This is a genomic window from Saccharopolyspora antimicrobica (assembly GCF_003635025.1).
GTDB lineage: Bacteria > Actinomycetota > Actinomycetes > Mycobacteriales > Pseudonocardiaceae > Saccharopolyspora > Saccharopolyspora antimicrobica.
On record NZ_RBXX01000002.1, the window covers coordinates 8,026,589 to 8,045,786 of the forward strand.

The window sequence follows — 19,198 nt, forward strand, 5'->3', positions numbered from 1 at the left end:
GCACGAAACTAGCCGAGGAGCAACTCAGATCACCAACTCTTTGGTTGATCACTCCACATTTTCACCCATACCGGTTACGTATGTCGCGGAGATTGTCCCCAGTATTCGAAGCGGTTTCGGCTATGGGTAAGGTTCCATCGCGATCAACGACGATCCGTCCTATGTAGACGATCCGTCCTCATCTCCCCTTTTCCTCCACAAAGGACGTTCATGCTGCACGCACTCGTGCTCGGCCTCGGCCGCGCGGGCGCCGGCCTGCACCTGCGGGTCCTGACCAAGGCACGGGCCGCGGCCCCCGAGCTGTTCCACCCGGGCCCGGTGATCGGCTGCGACCCCGCACCGGGCGCGCGCCAGGACCTGCCCGGCACGATCACCACCGATTCCCTCGCAGCGGCGGCGGAAATGCTGGACCCGCAGCGCACCGTCGTGCACGTCTGCACGCCGCCGGACACCCGCGCCGCCGTGCTCACCCGATTGGCCCAACACGGTTTTCGCCGGGCCATCGTCGAGAAACCGCTCGCCACCGGCCTCGGCGACCTCCGCGAGATCGACACCCTGCGCCGGCGCCACGGGCTCGACCTCGTGGTGGTGTCGCACTGGATGGCCGCCGAGCTCACCGAGCGGATCACCGCGCTGGTCCGCGGTGGCGACCTCGGGGATCTGCGGTCGATCCGGTTCATCCAGGACAAACCCCGGTTCACCCGCTCCGCGGCAACGCACGGGCATCCGACCGCCTTCGACGTCGAGCTGCCGCACTCGCTCGGCGTGGTGCTCCAGCTGGCCGGACCCGCCGAGGTGGAGCGGGCGGCGTGGACCGACATGCACGGCCCGGACACCGTGCTCCCCGCCATGGGCAGCGCGCACCTGGTGCTGCGCCACACCGGCGGCATCACCAGCGAGCTCTCCTCCGACCTCGCCTCCCCCGTCCAGCAACGGCGGATCACGGTGGAGCTCACCGGCGGCCGGATCACCGGCCACTACCCGATCAGCGACCAGGACGACCACGCGCAGCTGCTGGTCGACGGGCAGCGGCAGGTCTTCCGCGACGACGCGCTGACCCGGTTCGTCCTGCGCGCCTACCAGCACTTCCAGGACCCGGCCCCGATCGAGCACCCCACGCTGCAGGTGCACCGCGAGGTCGTCCGCCTGCTCGCCGAAGCCAAGCGGAGCTGCCTGCGGGCAGCCGAGAGGAGTTCCAGCCATGCGCGGTGAAACCGCGGTCAACCGGCTCGCCGGGATCGGCGACGAGGCGGCGGTCGGCCTGCCCGGCCAGATCGCCGCCATCCGCGAACTGGGCTGGTCCGCCGTTGAACTGCGGACCGTGGACGGCATCGCGCTCGGCGACCTCGACGCATCGCAGTTCACCGCGATGCGCTCGGCCCTCCGCGCCGCCGAGCTCGACGTGGTGTGCCTGGCCTCCCGGATCGGCAACTGGGCACGACCGATCACCACGCCCTTCGCCGACGACCTGCGCGAGCTCGACGTGCTGGCCGGGCAGTGCGCCGAGCTGGGAACCCGGTTCATCCGGATCATGTCCTACCCGAACGACGGCCTGCCCGAAGCCGACTGGCGCGACCGGGTGCTGGACCGCATCGCGCGGCTGGCCGAGCGGGCGGCCGGGCACGGTGTCGTCCTGGTGCACGAGAACTGCGCCGGGTGGGCGGGCCACGACGCCGAGCGGATGCTCCGCCTGATCAGCGAGGTGAACAGCCCGTCGCTGCGGCTGCTCTTCGACGTCGGCAACGGCATCGACCACGGCTACGACGCCCACGAGCTGCTGGTGCGGATCCTGCCGCACGTGGTGCACGTCCACGTCAAGGACGCGGTCGGGACACCCGGCAACGCCGAGTACGTGCTGCCCGGCGACGGCCACGCCCGGGTCGCCGAGTGCCTGCGGCAGCTGTTGACCGCCGGTTACACCGGTCCGCTGTCCATCGAGCCGCACTTCGCGACCCGCCCGCACGAAGGCCTGCGCGCGCACGGCTCGGCCGCGCAGCTGTTCGTCCAGGCCGGGCGACGCCTCGAACAGCTGCTGCGGACCTGTCCGGAAGCGGTCGCCTCCTGATGCGCGACGACATCGACGAGGAACTGCTGCTGCACCTGCTGTCCATCCCCACCATCGGCCTGCTGGAAAACTCGGCGGGCGATCCGCCACCACAGCTCTGGGCGGCGCAACGCGCCTACGCCAGCGCCGCGGTGGACATCGGGTTCCGAGTGGTGCACCACGCGAGCCCGAGCCCCGAGGTCCTGACACGCGAAGACGTGCCACTGACCGTGCGCCGCGCCGCCGAGGACCCGGAGTTCCTCGCTGCGCAGCCGAGCCTGCTGCTGCGGCTCGGTCCCGAACTGCCGCGTGCGGCCACCGTGATGTTCAACGTGCACCTGGACACCGTCGCCGGGCTGGAGCCCGTCGGCCGGAGCCGCGGACGGATCACCGGTCGCGGTGCGATCGATGCGAAAGGCCCGGCGGTGGCGCTGCTCTCCGGGATCCGGGACGCGGTGCGGCGCGAGCCGGCGGTGGGCCGTGACGTGGCTGTGCTCGTGCAGGCCGTGTCCGGCGAGGAGGGCGGTGCGATGGGCACCTTCGGCACGCGTCCGCTCGTCGAGGCCGGGCACGTCGGACGGCTGAACATCTTCTGCGAGCCGACCGGGATGCGCTACCTGCCGCGCAGCACCGCGTCGATGACCGCCCGCGTTCGGGTCGACGGCCGCGGTGCGATCGACGACCGGCCCGACGCCGGGCACAACGCCACGGTGCTGCTCGGCTTCCTCGCCCAGCACCTCGCCGCCGAACTCGACCCGCGGGACCGGCCCGGCAGGCTCTGCGTCGCGGGCCTGCACACCGGCCACCTGCACAACCGCGTCTACGGCAGCGGAGAACTACTGCTCAACCTCTCCTACGGCTCCCGGGAAGAAGGAGCCGCCGCCGAGGCGGCGTTGGGCGAAGCCGTTCGCGGTGGACTGCGGCGGTTCACCGAACTGTTCGCCGGGACCAGGGAGTTCGCGCGCACCGCGGCGGAGGCGATCGCCTGCACCGAGGTGGAATGGCTCAAGCGCGGCCTGCCGAGCCTGGACAACTCCGACCCGTGGGCCGAAGAACTGCTCACCCGCGCGGGCGCGACCCGCTGGCCCGACGACGAACCGGCCTTCACCTGCGACGCCATCTGGATGGCCGGGCAGCCCGACGCCTACACGGCGGTGCTGGGGCCCGGATCGCTGGACGGCAACAACGCGCACGCCGAGGGCGAGTACGCCGAGCTGGACGAGCTGCGGGACTTCGCCGCCGCCGTGTCCGCACTGATCACCGGATTTGCCGAGCACCACCGCGATACCGCTCCGAGAAAGGGGATTCTCGATGCCTCCGCATGACGCACGCGTCCGCGTGCCCTACGACGAGCTGCACTCGTTCGTCACCCGGCTGTTCACCGAACGAGGTGTGCCGCTGGAGCGCGCGATCACCGCGGCCGCCGCGCTCTGCCACGGCGATCTCTGCGGCTTCGACTCGCACGGCGTGTTCAACCTGACCCGCCTCTACCTGCGGTTGTTCGCCACCGACCGGGTCGATCCCGCCGCCGAGCCGGAGACCACGACCGACCTCGGGGCGTGCGCGGTCGTCGACGCGCGCCGGGCACTGGGCCTGTGGTCGGCCTCCGAAGCGATGGACGACGCCGTCGCGCGCGCCGGCCGGTACGGCATCGGCCTGGTGTCGGTCCGCGGCGCCACGCACTTCGGCTGCGCGGGCTTCCACGCGGCCCGCGCGGCCATGCACGGGATGGTCGGCATTATCGCGAGCAACTGCGGTGGTCAGCGCATCGCCCGCCCGCCGTTCGGGGCCCTGACGATGCTGGGCACCAACCCGCTCAGCGTCGCGGCCCCGGCACTGCCCGACCGCCCGTTCGTCCTCGACATGAGCACCACGGTGGTGCCCACCGGGAAGATCCGCACCGCGGCGAGCAGCGGCGAGGCGATCCCCGAGGGCTGGCTGGCCGACGACGCCGGCAACCCGGTGACCGATCCGGCCGAGTTCGACCGCCGCAACGCGCACCTGCGCTGGCTCGGCGGCACCCCGGACAACGGCGTCCACAAGGGCTTCGGCCTCGGGCTCGTCGTGGAGATCCTGTCCGCGCTGCTGCCCGGAGCGGCGTTCGGCCCCTCCCCCGACGCGCTCCGAGGCGATGGCGGGCCGCACGGACGGGACGACGACATCGGCTACTTCGTCCTGGCCATCGCCCCGGACCTGCTCCGCGAGCCCGGCCGGTTCGACCTCGACGCGCAGACGATGTTCAGCACCCTGCTCGACTGCCCGTCCACGGACCAGGAAGTCCGCTACCCCGGCTGGTGGGAGGCCGAGCGAGCCGCCGAACGGCTGCGCAACGGAGTCCCGATCCGCGAGCACGTCCACCGCGAACTCCTCGAACTGGGACTCAGCGGCCGCCAGCCGGTGGCCGGACGATGAGCCGCCGGATCGGAGTAGTCGGCCTCGGCGCGATCTCGAAGTACTACCTGCACGCCATCGCCGAACTGCCCGGCTGGGAGCTCGCAGCGGTCTGCGACGTCCGCGAGGCCGCACTCGCACCGCACCGCGGCCGCACGCCGTGCTACCAGGACCACCGCACGATGCTGCGCGAATCCGCACTGGACGCCGTGGTGGTGACGGTGCCCAACGACGTGCACGCCGAAGTGTGTAGCGACGCGCTGCGCCGGGGAATCCCGGTGTGCGTGGAGAAACCGCTGGCCGTGTCGCTCGACGACGGCCACGACCTGGTGCGGCTGTCCCAGGCCGCGGGAGTTCCGCTGTTCACCGCGTTCCACCGCCGCTACAACGACAACGTGCTGCGCCTGCTCGAACAGGCCCGCCGCCGCAGCGACGTCATCGCGCTGCGAGTCCGCTACCTCGAACTCATCGAGGAGCACATCGGCGGCGACACGTGGTACCTGGACCCGGAGCGGTGCGGCGGCGGATGCGTGGCCGACAACGGTCCGAACGCGTTCGACCTGGTCCGGCTGTTCCTGGGCGAGGTCGAGGTGGCGCGCGCCAACATCGCGCGCGATGCGGCCGGCACCGACCGGCAAGCCACCATCGAGCTGCGCTCGGCATCCGGCATCCCGGCGACCGTCGAACTCGACTGGTCGCACCCGGGTGAGACCAAGGACGTCGAGGTCCTCTTCGCCGACGGAACCCGGCTCTCGGCCGACATGCTGGCCGGGCACGAGGAGTTCAAATCCTCGCTGTGGCACGAGTACTTCGGCATCCTCGACGACTTCGCCACGACCATCACCACGCGACCCCCGACCCCCACCGGCGGCCTCGCCGCCCTGCAACTGGTCGACGCGACCTACCGAGCAGAACTACCCGAACCAGCCCTTGTCGCGGAGGAGACGAAGTGAACCTGGCAGAGGACGGCCCCAAGCGAGCGCTGACCGGAACACTGGTGAAGGTGCTGGTGCACCGCCGCGACCAGCGCGGCATGGCGCTCGAACCGCACGCCAGCCGCTGCGTGCAGCGCGGCGAGGTGCACGAGCTGGTGACCACCGACCACCAGGACACCGAGCAGGGGGCGCGGATCGACCGGGTCGGGTTCCTCGGCTTCGCCGAGATCGGCTGCGCCGGCGTGATCGATCGCGGCGACGAATTCTGGATCGGTGGCCAGCGCGTTGGGACCGTGCTCGGGTTCGACGCCTGTCACTTCCCGAACCACTACAACATCCTGATCAACACCGAGGTTCCCGTGACCGGTGCTGATCTGGAGCTGCAGCCGGAGATGCCGGTCGCCTTCACTCAGGCTCTGTTGCCGGTTGGGTCCTGCGCCGGGCGGTAGCCGCGGTTGGGCTTCCGGTTGTTCTCGTCGTGATCGGTGGGGCTGTGGTGCGCAGCTTGCCGTATTGCGGGTGGTTGCGGCTTTTTCTGTTGTGTTGTGGTGGGGGTCATCCCCGTGGTTTGGGGGATTGTGGGGGCTGTGGTCCGGATGTCAAGCCCGGCCTGGCGGCCGCCCCTTCGGGGTTGGCAGGCTTGACATCCGGACCACAGCCCCGTTTTGGCTTTATGTCACGGGGATGACCCGGTATGGAACGGACCCCGACCATCTTGGACACCTTGCGGGGAGCGTGGTGGCCGGGGCCTCTGCGGGTTAAGTGGTGGGTTGCTCCGTCATCGGCAGGTGGTGCGTCGGGTTGCTGTGGCGTGCGGGCTGGCGGCTAGTTGGTGTAGCCCCCAGGCGTGGGTGGTGGGTGGATGTCGCCTGCGGCGTGGCGTCCTAGGGGCATGCCGGTTCGGTTGTTTCTCGCTCGGGGTTTCGGCTCATCAGACGGTCAGGAACCAGATCCCGTCACTGGGTCGACTCGGTTTGCACAAACCAGAACTGCCGCCGCTGCTCTGGAAAGCCTGGGTCGTGACACATGCGCTCATGAATTAGACTGCCTTGTAAGGGTTTTCGTGTTCGATGCGTGTTGTGATCACCTGATTGTGGGACGGTTATTCGCTCGAAACCACGTTCGATTCTTGAGAGAATTGGTGCATGACACCGCTGATGACCACCCAGGACGCGACGCCCGCCGCTGGCGCGGGTGCGGTCGTGCCCGCCCTGCCCGCGTGGGACATGCCCACGCCGGGCGGGTCGTGGCCGCCCGCGGTGACCTCCCTGACCGATGCAGAACTCGCCTCCCGGATCGGCGAGGTGGAACGACAGATCCGCCAGGCCCGGATGGAGCAGCTGCGGTTGATCGCCGAAGCCGACCGCCGCCGCCTGCACGCTGCTCGTGGTGTGCGCTCCACGCAGGTGTGGCTGAAGAACCTGCTCAACATCGACGGCCAGGACGCCACGAACCGTGTCCGTATCGCCGCCGCCACCACCGCGCCGAACACCGGTGAGGCCACCGAGTCCACCACTGACGTCGCTGCTGGTGTCGCTGGGCCGGAGGTTGCGCTCCCGGCGACCGGGGAGGCATTGGCCGAGGGTGTGATCGGTCTGGAGCATGCGCGGGTGATCTCCCGCTGTGTGTCCCGGCTGCCTGAGCACGCCCAGCACCGTGCCGGTGAGGTGGAACGGTTGTTGGTGGAGAACGCCTGCCGTCAGTGCCCCCGTGATCTGGCCAAGCTGGCCGACCGGGTGCGCTACATGCTCGACGCCGACGGTGCCGTCGCGGACGAGCAGGCCCAGTTCGAGTCCCGGGAACTGCACTACGCGACCGCTCGTGACGGGATGCTGGTGATCAAGGCCCGGCTGGACCGCGAGACCGGGGCGAAGTTCGTTACCGCCCTGCGCCCGCTGGCGGCGCCGCGCCCGGAGTCCGACGGGGTCAAGGACCCGCGTACGGTCGGGCAGCGCAACGCCGACGGCCTGGCCACCCTGCTCGACCTGGTGCTCGACACCGACGGGATGCCCCGGACGGGTGGGCAGAAGCCGCACCTGATGGTCACCATCGACTACACGGACCTGAAAAACCAGCTCCCCACCACCGCCACTACCGGCACCAGCGGCGAGATCATCACCGCTGGTGGTGGGGCGGGGATGCTGGAAGGCACCGGCCAGTACCTCAGCCCGCAGACCATCCGCAGGATCGCTTGTGACTGCGAGGTCCTGCCCATGGTCCTCGGCGGCGACAGCCTTCCTTTGGATGTGGGGGCGTCGCAGCGGACCGCCCCGACCCACATCCGTGCTGCGTTGCTGGCCCGGGATGGCGTCTGCGCGTTCCCGGAGTGTGATCGCCCGGCGGGGACGCCGCAGGCCCATCACATCGTGCACTGGGTCGACGGCGGCCCCACCAGCCTCGACAACATGGTGATGTTGTGTGCCCACCACCATCGCACCATCCACAACCACCACTGGCACATCCAACTCGACCACAGCCGACCGGTATTCACACCACCGGCGAGTGTCGATCCGGCACGCACGCCCAGGTCTGGCGGGAGAGCTCAACCTGCCACGCATCGCCACGCCCTCCGTTCTCTGAACACACCACTGGAGGGCGGGCCGCCAGCGGCTCCACCGTTGGCGAGTACACGATGACTCCACCCATGGCTTTGGGTGGGGCACTCCGCCCTGCCCAGGGTCGGGTGAGCCGACAGTTTCGGAAGCACGACACGCCGCCAGGCGACCTCAACCCACCACCAACACCCGAGCACCACACCAACCACACCACAAAACCTCGAAAACCAAAGAAAGAAAGGGAATCCGCCGATGACGAACCGTCCCACGACCGCCCAGCCCGCAACGGGCAGCACCACTACGCCCCATCGCTACACCCACGCGAACCGCCAGCCCGCACGCCACAGCAACCCGACGCACCACCCGCCGGTGACGCAGCCATCCAGTACCCAACCGACAAAGGTCCCGGCCACCCACACTCCGCGATCCGCCGTCAACAACCAGGGTCCGTTCCATACCGGGTCATCCCCGTGACATAAAGCCAAAACGGGGCTGTGGTCCGGATGTCAAGCCTGCCAACCCCGAAGGGGCGGCCGCCAGGCCGGGCTTGACATCCGGACCACAGCCCCCACAATCCCCCAAACCACGGGGATGACCCCCACCACAACACAACAACACCCGTAGCACGCACCTTGAAAACGCAAGAGTGGAAACAAAAAGCGACCACAAATTCGTGGAGTCCATGACAACAAGCGAACCCGTGACGTCAGGGAATCCACGAACCAAACCCAGCCGCCGAACGACGAGAAACGACGCACCAGGCACCCCGCGAAGACCAGGAAACGACCTCCGCAGAAAGAACAACGGCACAGCGAAAGAGAGGATGGCCGGCGACCCAACGCCACCGGCCATCCGCTTCACAGCAAGACTCAGCCGAGCAGCTCGACGTCGGACTTGCCGTAGTGGAAGTCACGCACGACGGTCAGCAGCTCGTCGACGGACAGCTCACCGTTGCCGTCCTTGTCGACCTGCTCGAACAGCGTGGCGGTCTTCGACTCGTCCACACCGACCGCGATCAGCCAGGTCGCGAACTCCTCGCCGTTGATCTGGCCGTCGTTGTTCTGGTCGCAGAGACCGACGACGCCCTTCACGACCGGGCCGAGCACCTGGTCGAACTTGCTCTCGGCACCAGCCTCGACGAGCGGGCCGGCCGCCGCGATGAACTGCTCCTCGCTCAGCGAGCCGGCGCCCTTGGCGACCTGCTCGAACATCGAGGTGAACGCGTCGGTCAGCGCGCGGGCCTGCGGGCTGGTCGCGCTCTTGCCGAACGCCTGAGCGATCTCCGCAGCCTCCTGCACGAAGTCGGACCGCTCCAGGCTTCCGCTGCCGTCGGCGTCCCACTTGGCGAAGCGCTTGCGCAGCCGCTCGGTGGCGATGGCATTGGCCATTGGTCACACTCCCATTTCTTCTATCATCACTGGGAAAACAGGACAGGAAGGTATTCCCGCCCCCAACGCGGGGACTCGCGCCACCCGCGCAGGTCTGAATTGTCGGCTCACATCCGAGCCGCTTGCTCACCCGCGATCACGCCGCGGGTATCCAGCAACGGGCACGCGGCCCTAGACAGCATTCCGGTGTTGTACTCCGCGTGCGCCTGTAACAGGATCGCCAGGTCCGCCGAGGCGAAGGCGGATTCGACATCGTCCACTTTGGCCATCGGAGCACCGTCCACGGTGAACGACTTCACGTGCGGGTCGTGGAACAGCACCTCCGCACCCCGCTCGCACAGCTCGCGTGCCACCGGGAACGCCGGGGACTCCCGGGTGTCGGCGACGTCGCGCTTGTAGGTCACTCCGAGCAGCAGCACCCGGGAACCGCGGATCGGCTTCTCCCGCAGCAGTTCCTCGGCCCGGTCGACGATGTGTCGCGGCATCCGGTCGTTCACCTCGCGCGCCGCGCTCAGCACGTCGAAGGTGAAGCCCTCCTCGCGGGCCTTGCTCGCCAGGTACAGCGGGTCGATCGGGATGCAGTGCCCGCCGACGCCGGGCCCCGGGTCGAAGGGAACGTAGCCGAACGGCTTGGTCCCCGCACAGCGCAACACGTCCCACACGTCGATGTTCACCTGATCGCAGAACTGCGAAACCTCGTTGACCAGTGCGATGTTGACGTAGCGGTAGGTGTTCTCCAGCAGCTTCGCCAGCTCCGCCTCCCGGGTACCGCGCGCCACCACCACCGAATCCACGAACCGGCCGTAGAACGTCGCGCCGTACTTCGCGCACAGCGGCGTGACCCCGCCGACGACCTTCGGCGTGTTGCGCACCCCGAAGGCAGCGTTGCCGGGATCGATCCGCTCCGGTGAGAACACCAGGTGGAAATCGGAACCCACCGCCAGTCCGCTGCGCTCCTCCAGCAACGGCAGGACCGTCTCCTCCGTGGTACCCGGGTACGAGGTGGATTCCAGCACCACCAGCATTCCCGGCCGCAGGTGATCGGCCACCGCGCACGCCGCCGAGCGCACCGCCGCGAGATCGGGCTCCCCATCGTCGGACAACCCGGTGGGCACGCAGATCACCACGGTGTCCGCAGTGCCGATCACCGCAGGGTCGGTACCCGCCCGGAACCCGCTCGCGAGGAGCTCGGCGACCGCCTCTCGGGAGACGTCCCCGACGTGCGAGCGACCGGCGTTGAGCCCCTCCACCACCGCATCGGAGATGTCGAGCCCGGCCGTGGCCAGACCGGCCTCGGCCGCCCGGACCGCCAGCGGCAGCCCGACGTAGCCGAGTCCTACGACGACGAGATCAAGCGACAACGCGGGTCTCCAACGGATGTGTCGGTGCTATTGCTGCTGCCCTCCGGCTCATGCCGAGAAGCTCCCGCTACCGGGTGCGACGTGCGAACCGTAGCCGGGCTGAACCGTGACGGACGGCGTCAAGCAGAACGGGTCGCCGTAGATCCTCACCGGCTGGTCGGTGTTGTTCACCAGCACGTGCGCCGCCATCGGGAGCTTGTGGCAGCCCTCCGGAGCCGTGTACGTCGTCAGCTGCTGCATCTCCGTCTCGAAGACGACGACCTCACCGCTGGCGGCTGCCGCGGTTCCAGCGGACATGCCCATCGCAAGCGCACTCGCGGCCAGCAGCACCGGAACGGAACGGAACAGGCTCATGTGTTTGACGCCCTTTCATTGGATTTCATTTTTCGCTGGACAGCGCGGGTTTTCGGCCACCGGTCACCGACCGATCCGGGTGGCCGAGGACAACGCACCCACGCTGACAGTCATTACGAGCACGCCGAGAACCGCGATGATCCCGGCTGCTCTCGCCGGCGCTTCCCGCACGCCGCTGGACTCCGCCAGCTCCGGCACCCCGGGCGGCGGCACTTCCGGCGTGTCCACGCCGGGCAGCGTCGGCGCGACGGGGGCCACCGCACGTGCCGTGGCACGCAACAGCTGGGCGGAATCCGCCACCGCACCACCGGAAACCGCGGTAGCGGTGACCGTGAGGTCGACCCGCTCACCGGCTCCCACCCGGCAGGTGTAGGTGATCGACTGGCCGGGCGCGAGCTCACCGATCTCACGCCCACACGCGGCGGGCTGCCCGCTGACCACCACATCCACCAGCGGCACCGTGGACGGGTTGCGGACCGTCACCGGAACCAGCGCGGCATCAGCGCCCTCGGTGAGCGCGATGTCGCCGATGGACAGCTCGATCTGCGCCTGCTGCAGGATCTCGACGCGCCCAGCCGCCTCCGCCGTCACGCGGCTCCCATCCGGAGTCGTGCCGCTGACGCGCGCAGTCAGGCCACCGTCCTCCGGCACGGGGCCTTCGCACGACACCTCCGCGCTGCGCCCCGGCTCCAGCCGGTCGACCTCGCGACGACACGGGCCGTTGCCGAGCTCGGCTTCGATCCGCGTCAGCGCGACGCCGCCGGTGTTGGTGATGACCGCGTGCTGGGTGATCCGGTCACCGGGGTGCGCGGCGGACCGCTCCGCGCTGGTGCGAACCTCCAGCGCCGCGTGCCAGCTGACGCGCAGCCGCCACTTTCCCCAGCAGGGATCGCCGGACCCGGGAATGCCGGACCCGGGAACGACGCCCCGGACCACGACGGTGCTGCCGTCCGCAGCGAGGATGCCGGGCAAGCGGTCCGACACGTCCGCGTGCGCGGTGGAGTTACCGCGCTCGTCCCGGGTGATGCGCTCGGCCACGATCCGCTCCGAGCCCACGTGCAGGGCCATCGCGGGGTCGTTCGACCACACGCCCGGGACGAAGCGGCACCAGCCCATCGCGTCGTCGCCCCATTCGAGTTCTGCGATCAAACCCCGGGATTCGCGAGGGATCTTAAGCTCGGCGACCGAGGCGACGCCGGGAACCAGGACGCCACCGACCGTCACCGATGTGGCGCCCTGGTCACGTCCGGCCGGCCCGTGCGCGGCCACGAGCCACGGTGCGAGCAGCAGCAGCGCGCACACCAGCAAGCTCGATGAACGCGCGCCCTTCAAGGTGCGCACGACTGCAGATCCCCCTCTGTAGCCAGCGTTTTCGGCATATACCCGAAGACGATGTCACGTTCTGTCACGTGATCGACGCAGAAGGTAGCACGGTCCGATTTCGACTCCGCCCACCGTGAAACTGACTCCACTTTGGACACGAGAATTAACGTGACCTGCTAGGAAAAGGGGCCTGTCACCCGGTCAGACTAGCTCCGCGTGCACCGCCGATGTCCGATTCGGATTTATCAAGACCACCCGATTGAGCGGAATCGATCCCGGTTCAAGGGAATTGGCCGATCTCACCGGTACCTTCGCCCCTGGCCGCGCTCCGGTTCTCGGGCGCCTGGCGCCTCGTCCTCCCACGCGTTCGTTAGGACCTAACCGCCGTGATCCTCATCAGCCTGCTGGCGATCGCCCTGCTGACCGTCGCCGTCGCCGGGTTCACCGTGCTGAACGCCCGCCGCAAGGCGGCCGCGTCCGGCGAAGCGGATTCGGACTCACAATCCTTCGTCGGCGGTGTGCTGGCCGCCCTGTTCACCGTGGTGCTCGCCTTCTACATCGTGTTCGCCTGGCAGAACGGCGACGACATCGAGAAGGCCTCGCAGCACGAGACCAACGCCCTCATCGACGTCTACTGGCAGGCCAGCATCGCCCCGGAGCCGCACGCCGCGGCCATCCAGACGACGATCTCCGAGTACACCGCCAGGGTCGCCGACCACGAGTGGCTCGCCCACGACGCGGGCGGGGCCGATCCGGAGGCGGAGCGGCTGCTGGCCGAGCTGCGCACGCAGGTGCTGGCGCTGCCGGTGGACAGCGAGGCGCTCAAGACCTCTCGCGAGCAGTCGCTGCAGGACATCCGGCAGATCACCGAGAACCGCCAGGAGCGGGTCACCATCGCGACCGACGACCAGAGCTTCAACATCGTGCTACTGGTGGCCAGCGTTCTCGGTGCGGTGCTGATGATCGCCTTCCCGCTGCTGATCGGGCTGAGCATGCGCCCGGCCAACGTCGCGGTGATGGCGGTGCTCACGGCGACTCTCGGGTTCACCGTCTACATGTCGTTCGCGCTGCTGCAGCCGTTCAGCGGCCCGTTCGGCGTCGACCCGGACTCCTTCAACGCCGCCCAGGAGACCTTCACCACAGCCTCGGGATCAGCGTCCTGAATCAGTCCGCCGCGGATCGACGGCGGGCCGCGGTGACCGCGAGGACGACGGCGAAGACGATCAGGGAGCTGACGGGTGCCCAGACCGTCGGGGCGGGAACCCCGTAGAGGGAACCGAAGATCGCGCCACCGGGAGCACCGCGCCGATGGTGCTGGCCACCCACACCGAAGCCGGGCGCGGATGGCCGCGCAGCCCGCGGACGGCTCCCAGCGACAGCAGCAGGTACACCACCATCAGGGTGAAGCCGCCGAACTTGCCAGGTCGCGGCGCGCAGCCGGGGTGAAGGCCACCGGGCTGTTGGCCGAGCCCGCTGCGCAAGGTGTCGTGCAGGTATCCGCCGATGCGCACGCCGAGCCCGGCGGTCACGTAGCTGTACAGCGAGCCCGCGGTGTGGATGCGCTTGTCCCCGGATCCGAAGAGGACGTTCAGCGCCGACCGGACGCGCCCACCCGCGCCGACAGCGCGTCGAGCGCGCCGAGGTACTCCTTCGCCCGCTCGACGTGGACGAGGTGGCCGCAGGCGATCTCGACGAGTTCCGGGTCGCGGAGCAGCTCCATCGCGCGGTCCTTGTCCTCGCCGTCCATCGCGGCCATCAGGACGTCCCGCTCGTCGTAGTAGGTGCCGTTGCGCTTGAACCACCAGTTGGTGTGGATCAGCGTGGTCGGCGCCTCGACGGCGGCGAGGGCCGCGGCGGTGTCGAACCCGTCGTACCAGTGGCCGCTGTCGAAGGCCGTGCCGAACACCGGGTCGTAGTTCACGAAGCCCTCGAAGTAGACGTTCACCAGCCAGGGCAGGAAGAAGATCCGCAGCGGTCGGCCCGGGTTGTTGTCGATCCACCGCAACGAGTACCGGACGATGCCGCGGGCGAGCGGGCCGAAGAAGGCGAAGTACTCGCTGTGCTCGACGTAGTACCGCTGGAAGCTCTCGGCAGGCTTGGCGCGGAGGTACTCGACGGCCAGCCGCGGCAGCATCCCACCGGTCGTGCGCTCGGCCCGGGGCGGGATCGAGGAGAACAGCGGCGGATCCTCCAGCAGCAGGCCCCGGACCAGCTCGGGCCGGTTGGCGGCCAGCCACAGCGCCAGCAGAGCGCCCGACGAGTGCCCGGACACGATGGCCGGTTCCCCCACCACCGCGTCGAGGAACGCCGCGATCAGCGCACCGACGTTCGCGTTGGTGTAGTCCTGCGCGCCGAGCCGCCCCGACTGGCCGTGACCGGCGACGTCGACGGCGTAGACGTGGTAGCGCTGCACCAGCTCGGGGAGGACCTTCGCGTGGTCCTCCCACTGAGAACCCTGCCCGTGCACCAGGACCAGCGGCGGCCCGTTGTCCGGGCCCTCGCCGTAGTTGGTGACGAACCCGTCGATCTCCACCCGACGTTCTGCCACGCGGTCGAGGGCCGCCCGCCCTCCGCTACCGGCCACGAGCACTCCTAAGCTCCCAGAAGTATAACTTGTATAACTTAGCCTACTTGTAGCCGAGGGGCTGTCGAAGCCAGGGGCCAGCACCTCGGCGATCACGGGTAAGACGAAGCCGGGCGCGCATTCGTGACAGCCGGTCCGCGGAGCCGACCTCAGCCCGGAACACGCCCTCTGGAATATGCGTTCCTGCCGCACGCGTCCGGCACCGCTCTCGTTCCGGACATGATCGAAAACGCCTGCCGCGCAGGGAACATCGGACGAACGGCGGGTCGCCGGATCGCGGTTTGGCGTCAGAACCGGCTTGGGTCTAGTCCATTCGTGGTTTTCGCTTGACCTGTCGTCCCGAGATCACAACACTCAGCGTCGCGCACCGAGCTCAGCGCGAGCGCTGCCGGGCAGGGGGCCCGGGCTCGGCTCATCGCGTGCAAGAGCGCAGGGCCGCAACGGTTCTGCACCGCACTGGGGGAGGATGGCTCCGCACCCCGTTCGTGCGCGCGGGTTGCCGCGTCCACCAACGCGCGTCCCTTCCCCTTGATGCCGCATGCGTTCAGGCATCCTTAGGGATTGGAGGGGCATGCCGACGATCACGTCCTATCCAGGTGTCTACGTCGAGGAGATCCCCAGCAGCGCGCGCACCATCACCACCGTCACCACCTCGGTGACCGCGTTCGTGGGGCACACCAAGCGAGGACCGCTCAACACCCCGGTCCGCATCACGAGTTTCGCCGATTTCGAGCACCACTTCGGCGGGCTGACGCCCAACAGCGCAGTCGGTTACGCCGTGCACCAGTTCTTCGGCAACGGCGGCCGCATCGCGGTCATCGTGCGCGTCGCCAAGCGCGGTTCGGGCGAAGCGGCCTGCGTGCAGCTCCCGGACGAGCACGACGACGACTGCCCGGTGCTGGCGGTGCGGGCCAAAGAGCCCGGCGTCTGGGGCAACGGCCTGCACGTCACGGTGGACTACAACACCTCGGCCCCCGACGAGACGTTCAACCTGCAGGTCTCCGACGCCAAGAACCGGGCGCGGGAGGTGTTCACCGGGCTGTCGATGGACCGCGGTCACGGCCGCTTCGTCGAGAGCGTGGTCAACTCCGGCTCCTCGCTGATCCACGCCGAGGCTCTCGACGAGGGGCGTCCGGCCGCTTCCGGCACCGTGTCCGGCGTGTTCGACGGCGAGTTCCCCGATCTGGCCGTCGAACTGACCGTCTGCATCGGTGACGTCGAGCGCGATTTCACGCTCCACGACCCGGATCAGGACGGCGAAGCACCGACCACGCTGGTCGAGCTGGCGCTGCTGCTGGAGCGCAAGCTCCGGGCGCTGCCGGACGCCCCGGGCAAGCGGGCATTCGCCGGTGCGGAGGTCGTTCCCTTCGGCAACCGCCTGCAGATCATCGCCGGCTCGACCGATCCGGCCGACGAGGTGCGCTTCAGCGGGGAGTGCGCGGGCGATCTCGGCCTCGACGAGACGGTCAACCCGCCGGTGTTCGCGCTGTGCGGTGGCGCGGACGGCGATCCGCCGGGCCCGAGCGATCTCATCGGCTCCGAAGCGGCCAAGACCGGGATCCAGGCACTGCGCGACGTGCACGACGTCAACCTCCTCGCGCTGCCGGAGGTCTCCGACTACGAGTCCACTGAGGACGCTGTCGCGGTGATCGCCGCCGCTGACCGGCTGTGCCGGGAGCGCCGGATCTTCCAGCTCGTGGACGCCCCGTCGGCCTGGGGCGGCGTGGACTCCGTCCGGGCCGGGATCTCGGCGTTCGAGCCGGTCCGCAGCGATCACGCGGGCCTGTTCTTCCCGCACCTGCAGGCGGCCGACCCGCTGACCGGGCGGCTGCGCGCCTACCCGCCGTGCGGGGCGGTGGCCGGGATCATCGCGCGGACCGACGGTGAGCGCGGGGTGTGGAAGGCCCCGGCGGGCACCGAGGCGAAAGTGCGCGGTGTGCAGTCGCTTTCGGTGCAGCTCTCGGACCGGGAGAACGGGCTGCTCAACCCGCTCGGGGTGAACTGCCTGCGGACGTTCCCGGTGGTCGGGCCGCTGGTGTGGGGTTCGCGGACGCTGGCCGGGGCGGACTCAGTCGACAGCGAGTGGAAGTACCTGCCGGTGCGGCGGCTGGCGCTGCACGTGGAGGAGAGCCTGCGGCGCGGGCTGCAGTGGGTGGTGTTCGAGCCGAACGACGACCAGCTGTGGCAGCAGATCCGGCTCAGCGCCTCCGGGTACCTGCACGCGCTGTTCCGGCAGGGCGCGTTCCGGGGCCGGACGCCGCGCGAGGCGTACTTCGTCAAGTGCGACTCCGACACCACCACCGAGGCCGACGTCGAGCGCGGCGTGGTCAACGTCGTGGTCGGGATCGCGCCGGTCAAACCCGCCGAGTTCGTGATCGTGACGATCCAGCAGCTCACCGGTCAACCGGAGGTGTGAGCATGGCCGAGTTCCAGATCAACGCGCACCGCTTCGACCCGTACAAGAACTTCAAGTTCCTGGTGCTGTGGGACGGCCGGACGGTCGCCGGGATCAGCAAGATCAGCCCGCTGAAGCGCACCACCGAGGTGGTCAAGCACCGGCACGGCGGCGATCCTAGTTCGCCGCGCAAGGCGCCGGGCCGCTCGGAGTTCGAGGGCATCACGCTGGAGCGCGGCGTGACCCACGACCCGGAGTTCGACCGCTGGGCGAACAAGGTGTGGCAGGTCGGCGCCGGGCTCGGCGCGGAGGTCTCGCTGGCCGACTTCCGCAAGGACATCGTCATCCAGGTCCTCAACGAGGCCGGTCAGGTCGCGGTGGCGCACAAGCTCTACCGGACCTGGCCCAGCGAGTACCAGGTGCTGGGTGAGATGGACGCCAACGCCAACGCGGTGGCCATCCAGAGCCTGAAGCTCGAATGCGAGGGCTGGGAACGGGATTACGAGGTGGCCGAGCCGGTCGAGCCGGCCTTCACCAACCCGGCCTGAGATGGTCACCACGGAACCCGGGCAGCTGCTGGCGGCCTGGGAGGCGGGTCTGCCGCTGCACCCCGGGGGCCGCGCGCTGCTGCTGCACCGCGCGGCCCGGCCGGGGTGGGCCGACGAGGAGTTGCGCTCGTCGCCGGTCGGTGCCCGGGCGGCGGATCTGCTCCTGCTGCGCCGGGCGCTGTTCGGGGAGCGGCTGCAGGTGCTCGTCGAGTGCTCGTCGTGCGCGGAGGCGATGGAGTTCGACCTGGACGTCGACGGGCTCGCCGAGCGCCCGTCCGAGCGCGAGCTCCAGGTCAGCGAGGACGGCTACCTGGTGGAGTTCAGGCTGCCCACGGTGGCCGACCTGGAGGTAGCGGCGGCCGGAGGGACGGCGGAGGAACGCCGGCTGCGGTTGCTCTCGCGCTGCACGCTCTCCGCGGTGCACGACGGGGAGCCGGTCGGGAGCGAGGCGCTGCCGGAACGGGTGCAGCGCCGGATGGCCGAGCTCGCCGAGCAGGCCGACCCGGCAGCGGTGCTGACCGTGAGCGTGTCGTGCCCGGAGTGCGGGCACACCACGCCGAGCGCCCTCGACATCGCCACCTACCTGTGGTCGGAGCTGGACGCCTGGGCCCGCGACGTGCTGCTGGACGTGCACCTGCTCGCCTCCGCCTACGGCTGGACCGAGCCGTCGATCCTGGCGCTCAGCCCGCTCCGGCGCCGCTACTACCTGGAGTTGTGCGCTGATGCCTGACCACTTCGACCGCCTGCTTGCCCCGACGCCCCGGGCCGCGCTCCGCCCCCGGCTCCCGGGCCCCTTCGAACGGATCGACGCGCTGCGCACCGACCCGCAGGAGGAAGCCGAGCCCTTCGCCCCACGCGCGGTGGCACCGGCCCCAGTGCCGCCCACCGAAGTGCGACGAGTGGAACGCGAGGTGCACACCACCGACCGATCCACCGTCGTGCACACCGAGCAGCTACCACCAGAAACTCCGCCACCAGCCCAGCTGATCCGGATCCCCGATCCGCAGGCATCCGCTCCCCCGCCTGCGGCTCAGATCGCGCTCACCGAAGACCAGAAACCCCAACAACCGCAACGAATCGAACCGGCACAACCGGAGCCACGCCCGAGCACACCCGGAGTCCTGAGAGTGGCGGCAGCCCCGCTGCCGTCCGAGCAACCACGCACGCGCCTCACCTCCGCAGCGGCCCGAGCCTCTGCCCGCACCACGCGCCAACCCGCACAACAGCGATCAGAACCAACTGTCCAGGTGGAGATCGGACGCCTAGAGGTCAAAGCGGCACGCCCCCAGCAGCGCACTCAACCGCAACGCCCACAGCGCC

17 protein-coding genes are annotated in these 19,198 nt (G+C 69.5%); 11 read left to right on the top strand and 6 right to left on the bottom strand.

Annotated elements, in window-relative coordinates:
* Positions 1–210 precede the first annotated feature (210 nt).
* From ATL45_RS37830 to ATL45_RS37860, 7 genes are all read left to right on the top strand, one after another.
* On the top strand, positions 211–1,212 hold the full coding sequence (locus ATL45_RS37830) for a Gfo/Idh/MocA family protein (protein WP_093146234.1): 1,002 nt from the start codon (positions 211–213) through the stop codon (positions 1,210–1,212).
* Positions 1,202–2,065: a sugar phosphate isomerase/epimerase family protein gene (locus ATL45_RS37835; RefSeq protein WP_093146235.1), complete on the top strand. Its 864-nt coding sequence runs from the start codon at positions 1,202–1,204 to the stop codon at positions 2,063–2,065. Before ATL45_RS37830 ends, ATL45_RS37835 begins: the two co-directional genes overlap by 11 nt.
* Positions 2,065–3,369, top strand: coding sequence for a M20/M25/M40 family metallo-hydrolase (locus ATL45_RS37840; protein WP_093146236.1), 1,305 nt, complete (start codon positions 2,065–2,067; stop codon positions 3,367–3,369). The genes ATL45_RS37835 and ATL45_RS37840 overlap by 1 nt, the downstream gene beginning before the upstream one ends.
* Positions 3,356–4,456, top strand: coding sequence for an Ldh family oxidoreductase (locus ATL45_RS37845; protein WP_093146237.1), 1,101 nt, complete (start codon positions 3,356–3,358; stop codon positions 4,454–4,456). The genes ATL45_RS37840 and ATL45_RS37845 overlap by 14 nt, the downstream gene beginning before the upstream one ends.
* Positions 4,453–5,388 carry a Gfo/Idh/MocA family protein gene (locus ATL45_RS37850; protein ID WP_093146238.1) on the top strand — a complete coding sequence of 312 codons (936 nt, stop codon included), beginning with the start codon at positions 4,453–4,455 and terminating at the stop codon, positions 5,386–5,388. Before ATL45_RS37845 ends, ATL45_RS37850 begins: the two co-directional genes overlap by 4 nt.
* Positions 5,385–5,819, top strand: a complete 435-nt coding sequence (locus ATL45_RS37855) for a DUF6917 domain-containing protein (protein ID WP_093146239.1) — start codon at positions 5,385–5,387, stop codon at positions 5,817–5,819. The genes ATL45_RS37850 and ATL45_RS37855 overlap by 4 nt, the downstream gene beginning before the upstream one ends.
* Positions 5,820–6,515: 696 nt before the next feature.
* Positions 6,516–8,006, top strand: a complete 1,491-nt coding sequence (locus ATL45_RS37860; RefSeq protein WP_121505462.1) for an HNH endonuclease signature motif containing protein — start codon at positions 6,516–6,518, stop codon at positions 8,004–8,006.
* A gap of 788 nt (positions 8,007–8,794) precedes the next feature.
* Here ATL45_RS37860 and ATL45_RS37865 read toward each other — a convergent pair.
* The 4 genes from ATL45_RS37865 to ATL45_RS37880 form a co-directional block, all read right to left on the bottom strand.
* Positions 8,795–9,313 (bottom strand): EF-hand domain-containing protein, encoded by a 519-nt coding sequence (locus tag ATL45_RS37865; protein WP_093160910.1) that lies wholly within the window; start codon positions 9,311–9,313, stop codon positions 8,795–8,797.
* A gap of 107 nt (positions 9,314–9,420) precedes the next feature.
* Positions 9,421–10,674 carry a nucleotide sugar dehydrogenase gene (locus ATL45_RS37870; protein ID WP_093160913.1) on the bottom strand — a complete coding sequence of 418 codons (1,254 nt, stop codon included), beginning with the start codon at positions 10,672–10,674 and terminating at the stop codon, positions 9,421–9,423.
* Between the two features lie 48 nt (positions 10,675–10,722).
* Positions 10,723–11,028: a hypothetical protein gene (locus ATL45_RS37875; RefSeq protein WP_093160915.1), complete on the bottom strand. Its 306-nt coding sequence runs from the start codon at positions 11,026–11,028 to the stop codon at positions 10,723–10,725.
* Positions 11,029–11,091: 63 nt separating this feature from the next.
* Positions 11,092–12,369: a COG1361 family protein gene (locus ATL45_RS37880; protein WP_143121807.1), complete on the bottom strand. Its 1,278-nt coding sequence runs from the start codon at positions 12,367–12,369 to the stop codon at positions 11,092–11,094.
* Positions 12,370–12,737: 368 nt separating this feature from the next.
* On the opposite strand from ATL45_RS37880, the gene ATL45_RS37885 reads away from it, so the two are divergent.
* The gene (locus ATL45_RS37885) at positions 12,738–13,514 is read left to right on the top strand and encodes a bestrophin-like domain (protein WP_093160921.1); all 777 of its coding nucleotides are present in this window, start codon (positions 12,738–12,740) and stop codon (positions 13,512–13,514) included.
* 60 nt (positions 13,515–13,574) lie between these two features.
* On the opposite strand, the gene ATL45_RS37890 is transcribed toward ATL45_RS37885, so the two are convergent.
* Together ATL45_RS37890 and ATL45_RS37895 are read right to left on the bottom strand one after the other, a co-directional pair.
* A complete protein-coding gene (locus ATL45_RS37890) occupies positions 13,575–13,880 on the bottom strand; it encodes a hypothetical protein (protein ID WP_121505463.1) in 306 nt (101 codons plus the stop codon).
* Between the two features lie 59 nt (positions 13,881–13,939).
* The gene (locus ATL45_RS37895) at positions 13,940–14,935 is read right to left on the bottom strand and encodes an alpha/beta hydrolase (RefSeq protein ID WP_170210472.1); all 996 of its coding nucleotides are present in this window, start codon (positions 14,933–14,935) and stop codon (positions 13,940–13,942) included.
* 571 nt (positions 14,936–15,506) lie between these two features.
* On the opposite strand from ATL45_RS37895, the gene ATL45_RS37900 reads away from it, so the two are divergent.
* From ATL45_RS37900 to ATL45_RS37910, 3 genes are read left to right on the top strand one after another with little or no spacing between them, the layout of a single operon-like run.
* Positions 15,507–17,351, top strand: coding sequence for a phage tail sheath family protein (locus ATL45_RS37900; RefSeq protein WP_093160927.1), 1,845 nt, complete (start codon positions 15,507–15,509; stop codon positions 17,349–17,351).
* A gap of 2 nt (positions 17,352–17,353) precedes the next feature.
* A complete protein-coding gene (locus ATL45_RS37905; RefSeq protein WP_093160929.1) occupies positions 17,354–17,878 on the top strand; it encodes a phage tail protein in 525 nt (174 codons plus the stop codon).
* 1 nt (position 17,879) lies between these two features.
* The gene (locus ATL45_RS37910) at positions 17,880–18,608 is read left to right on the top strand and encodes a T4 family baseplate hub assembly chaperone (RefSeq protein WP_093160932.1); all 729 of its coding nucleotides are present in this window, start codon (positions 17,880–17,882) and stop codon (positions 18,606–18,608) included.
* Positions 18,609–19,198 lie beyond the last annotated feature (590 nt).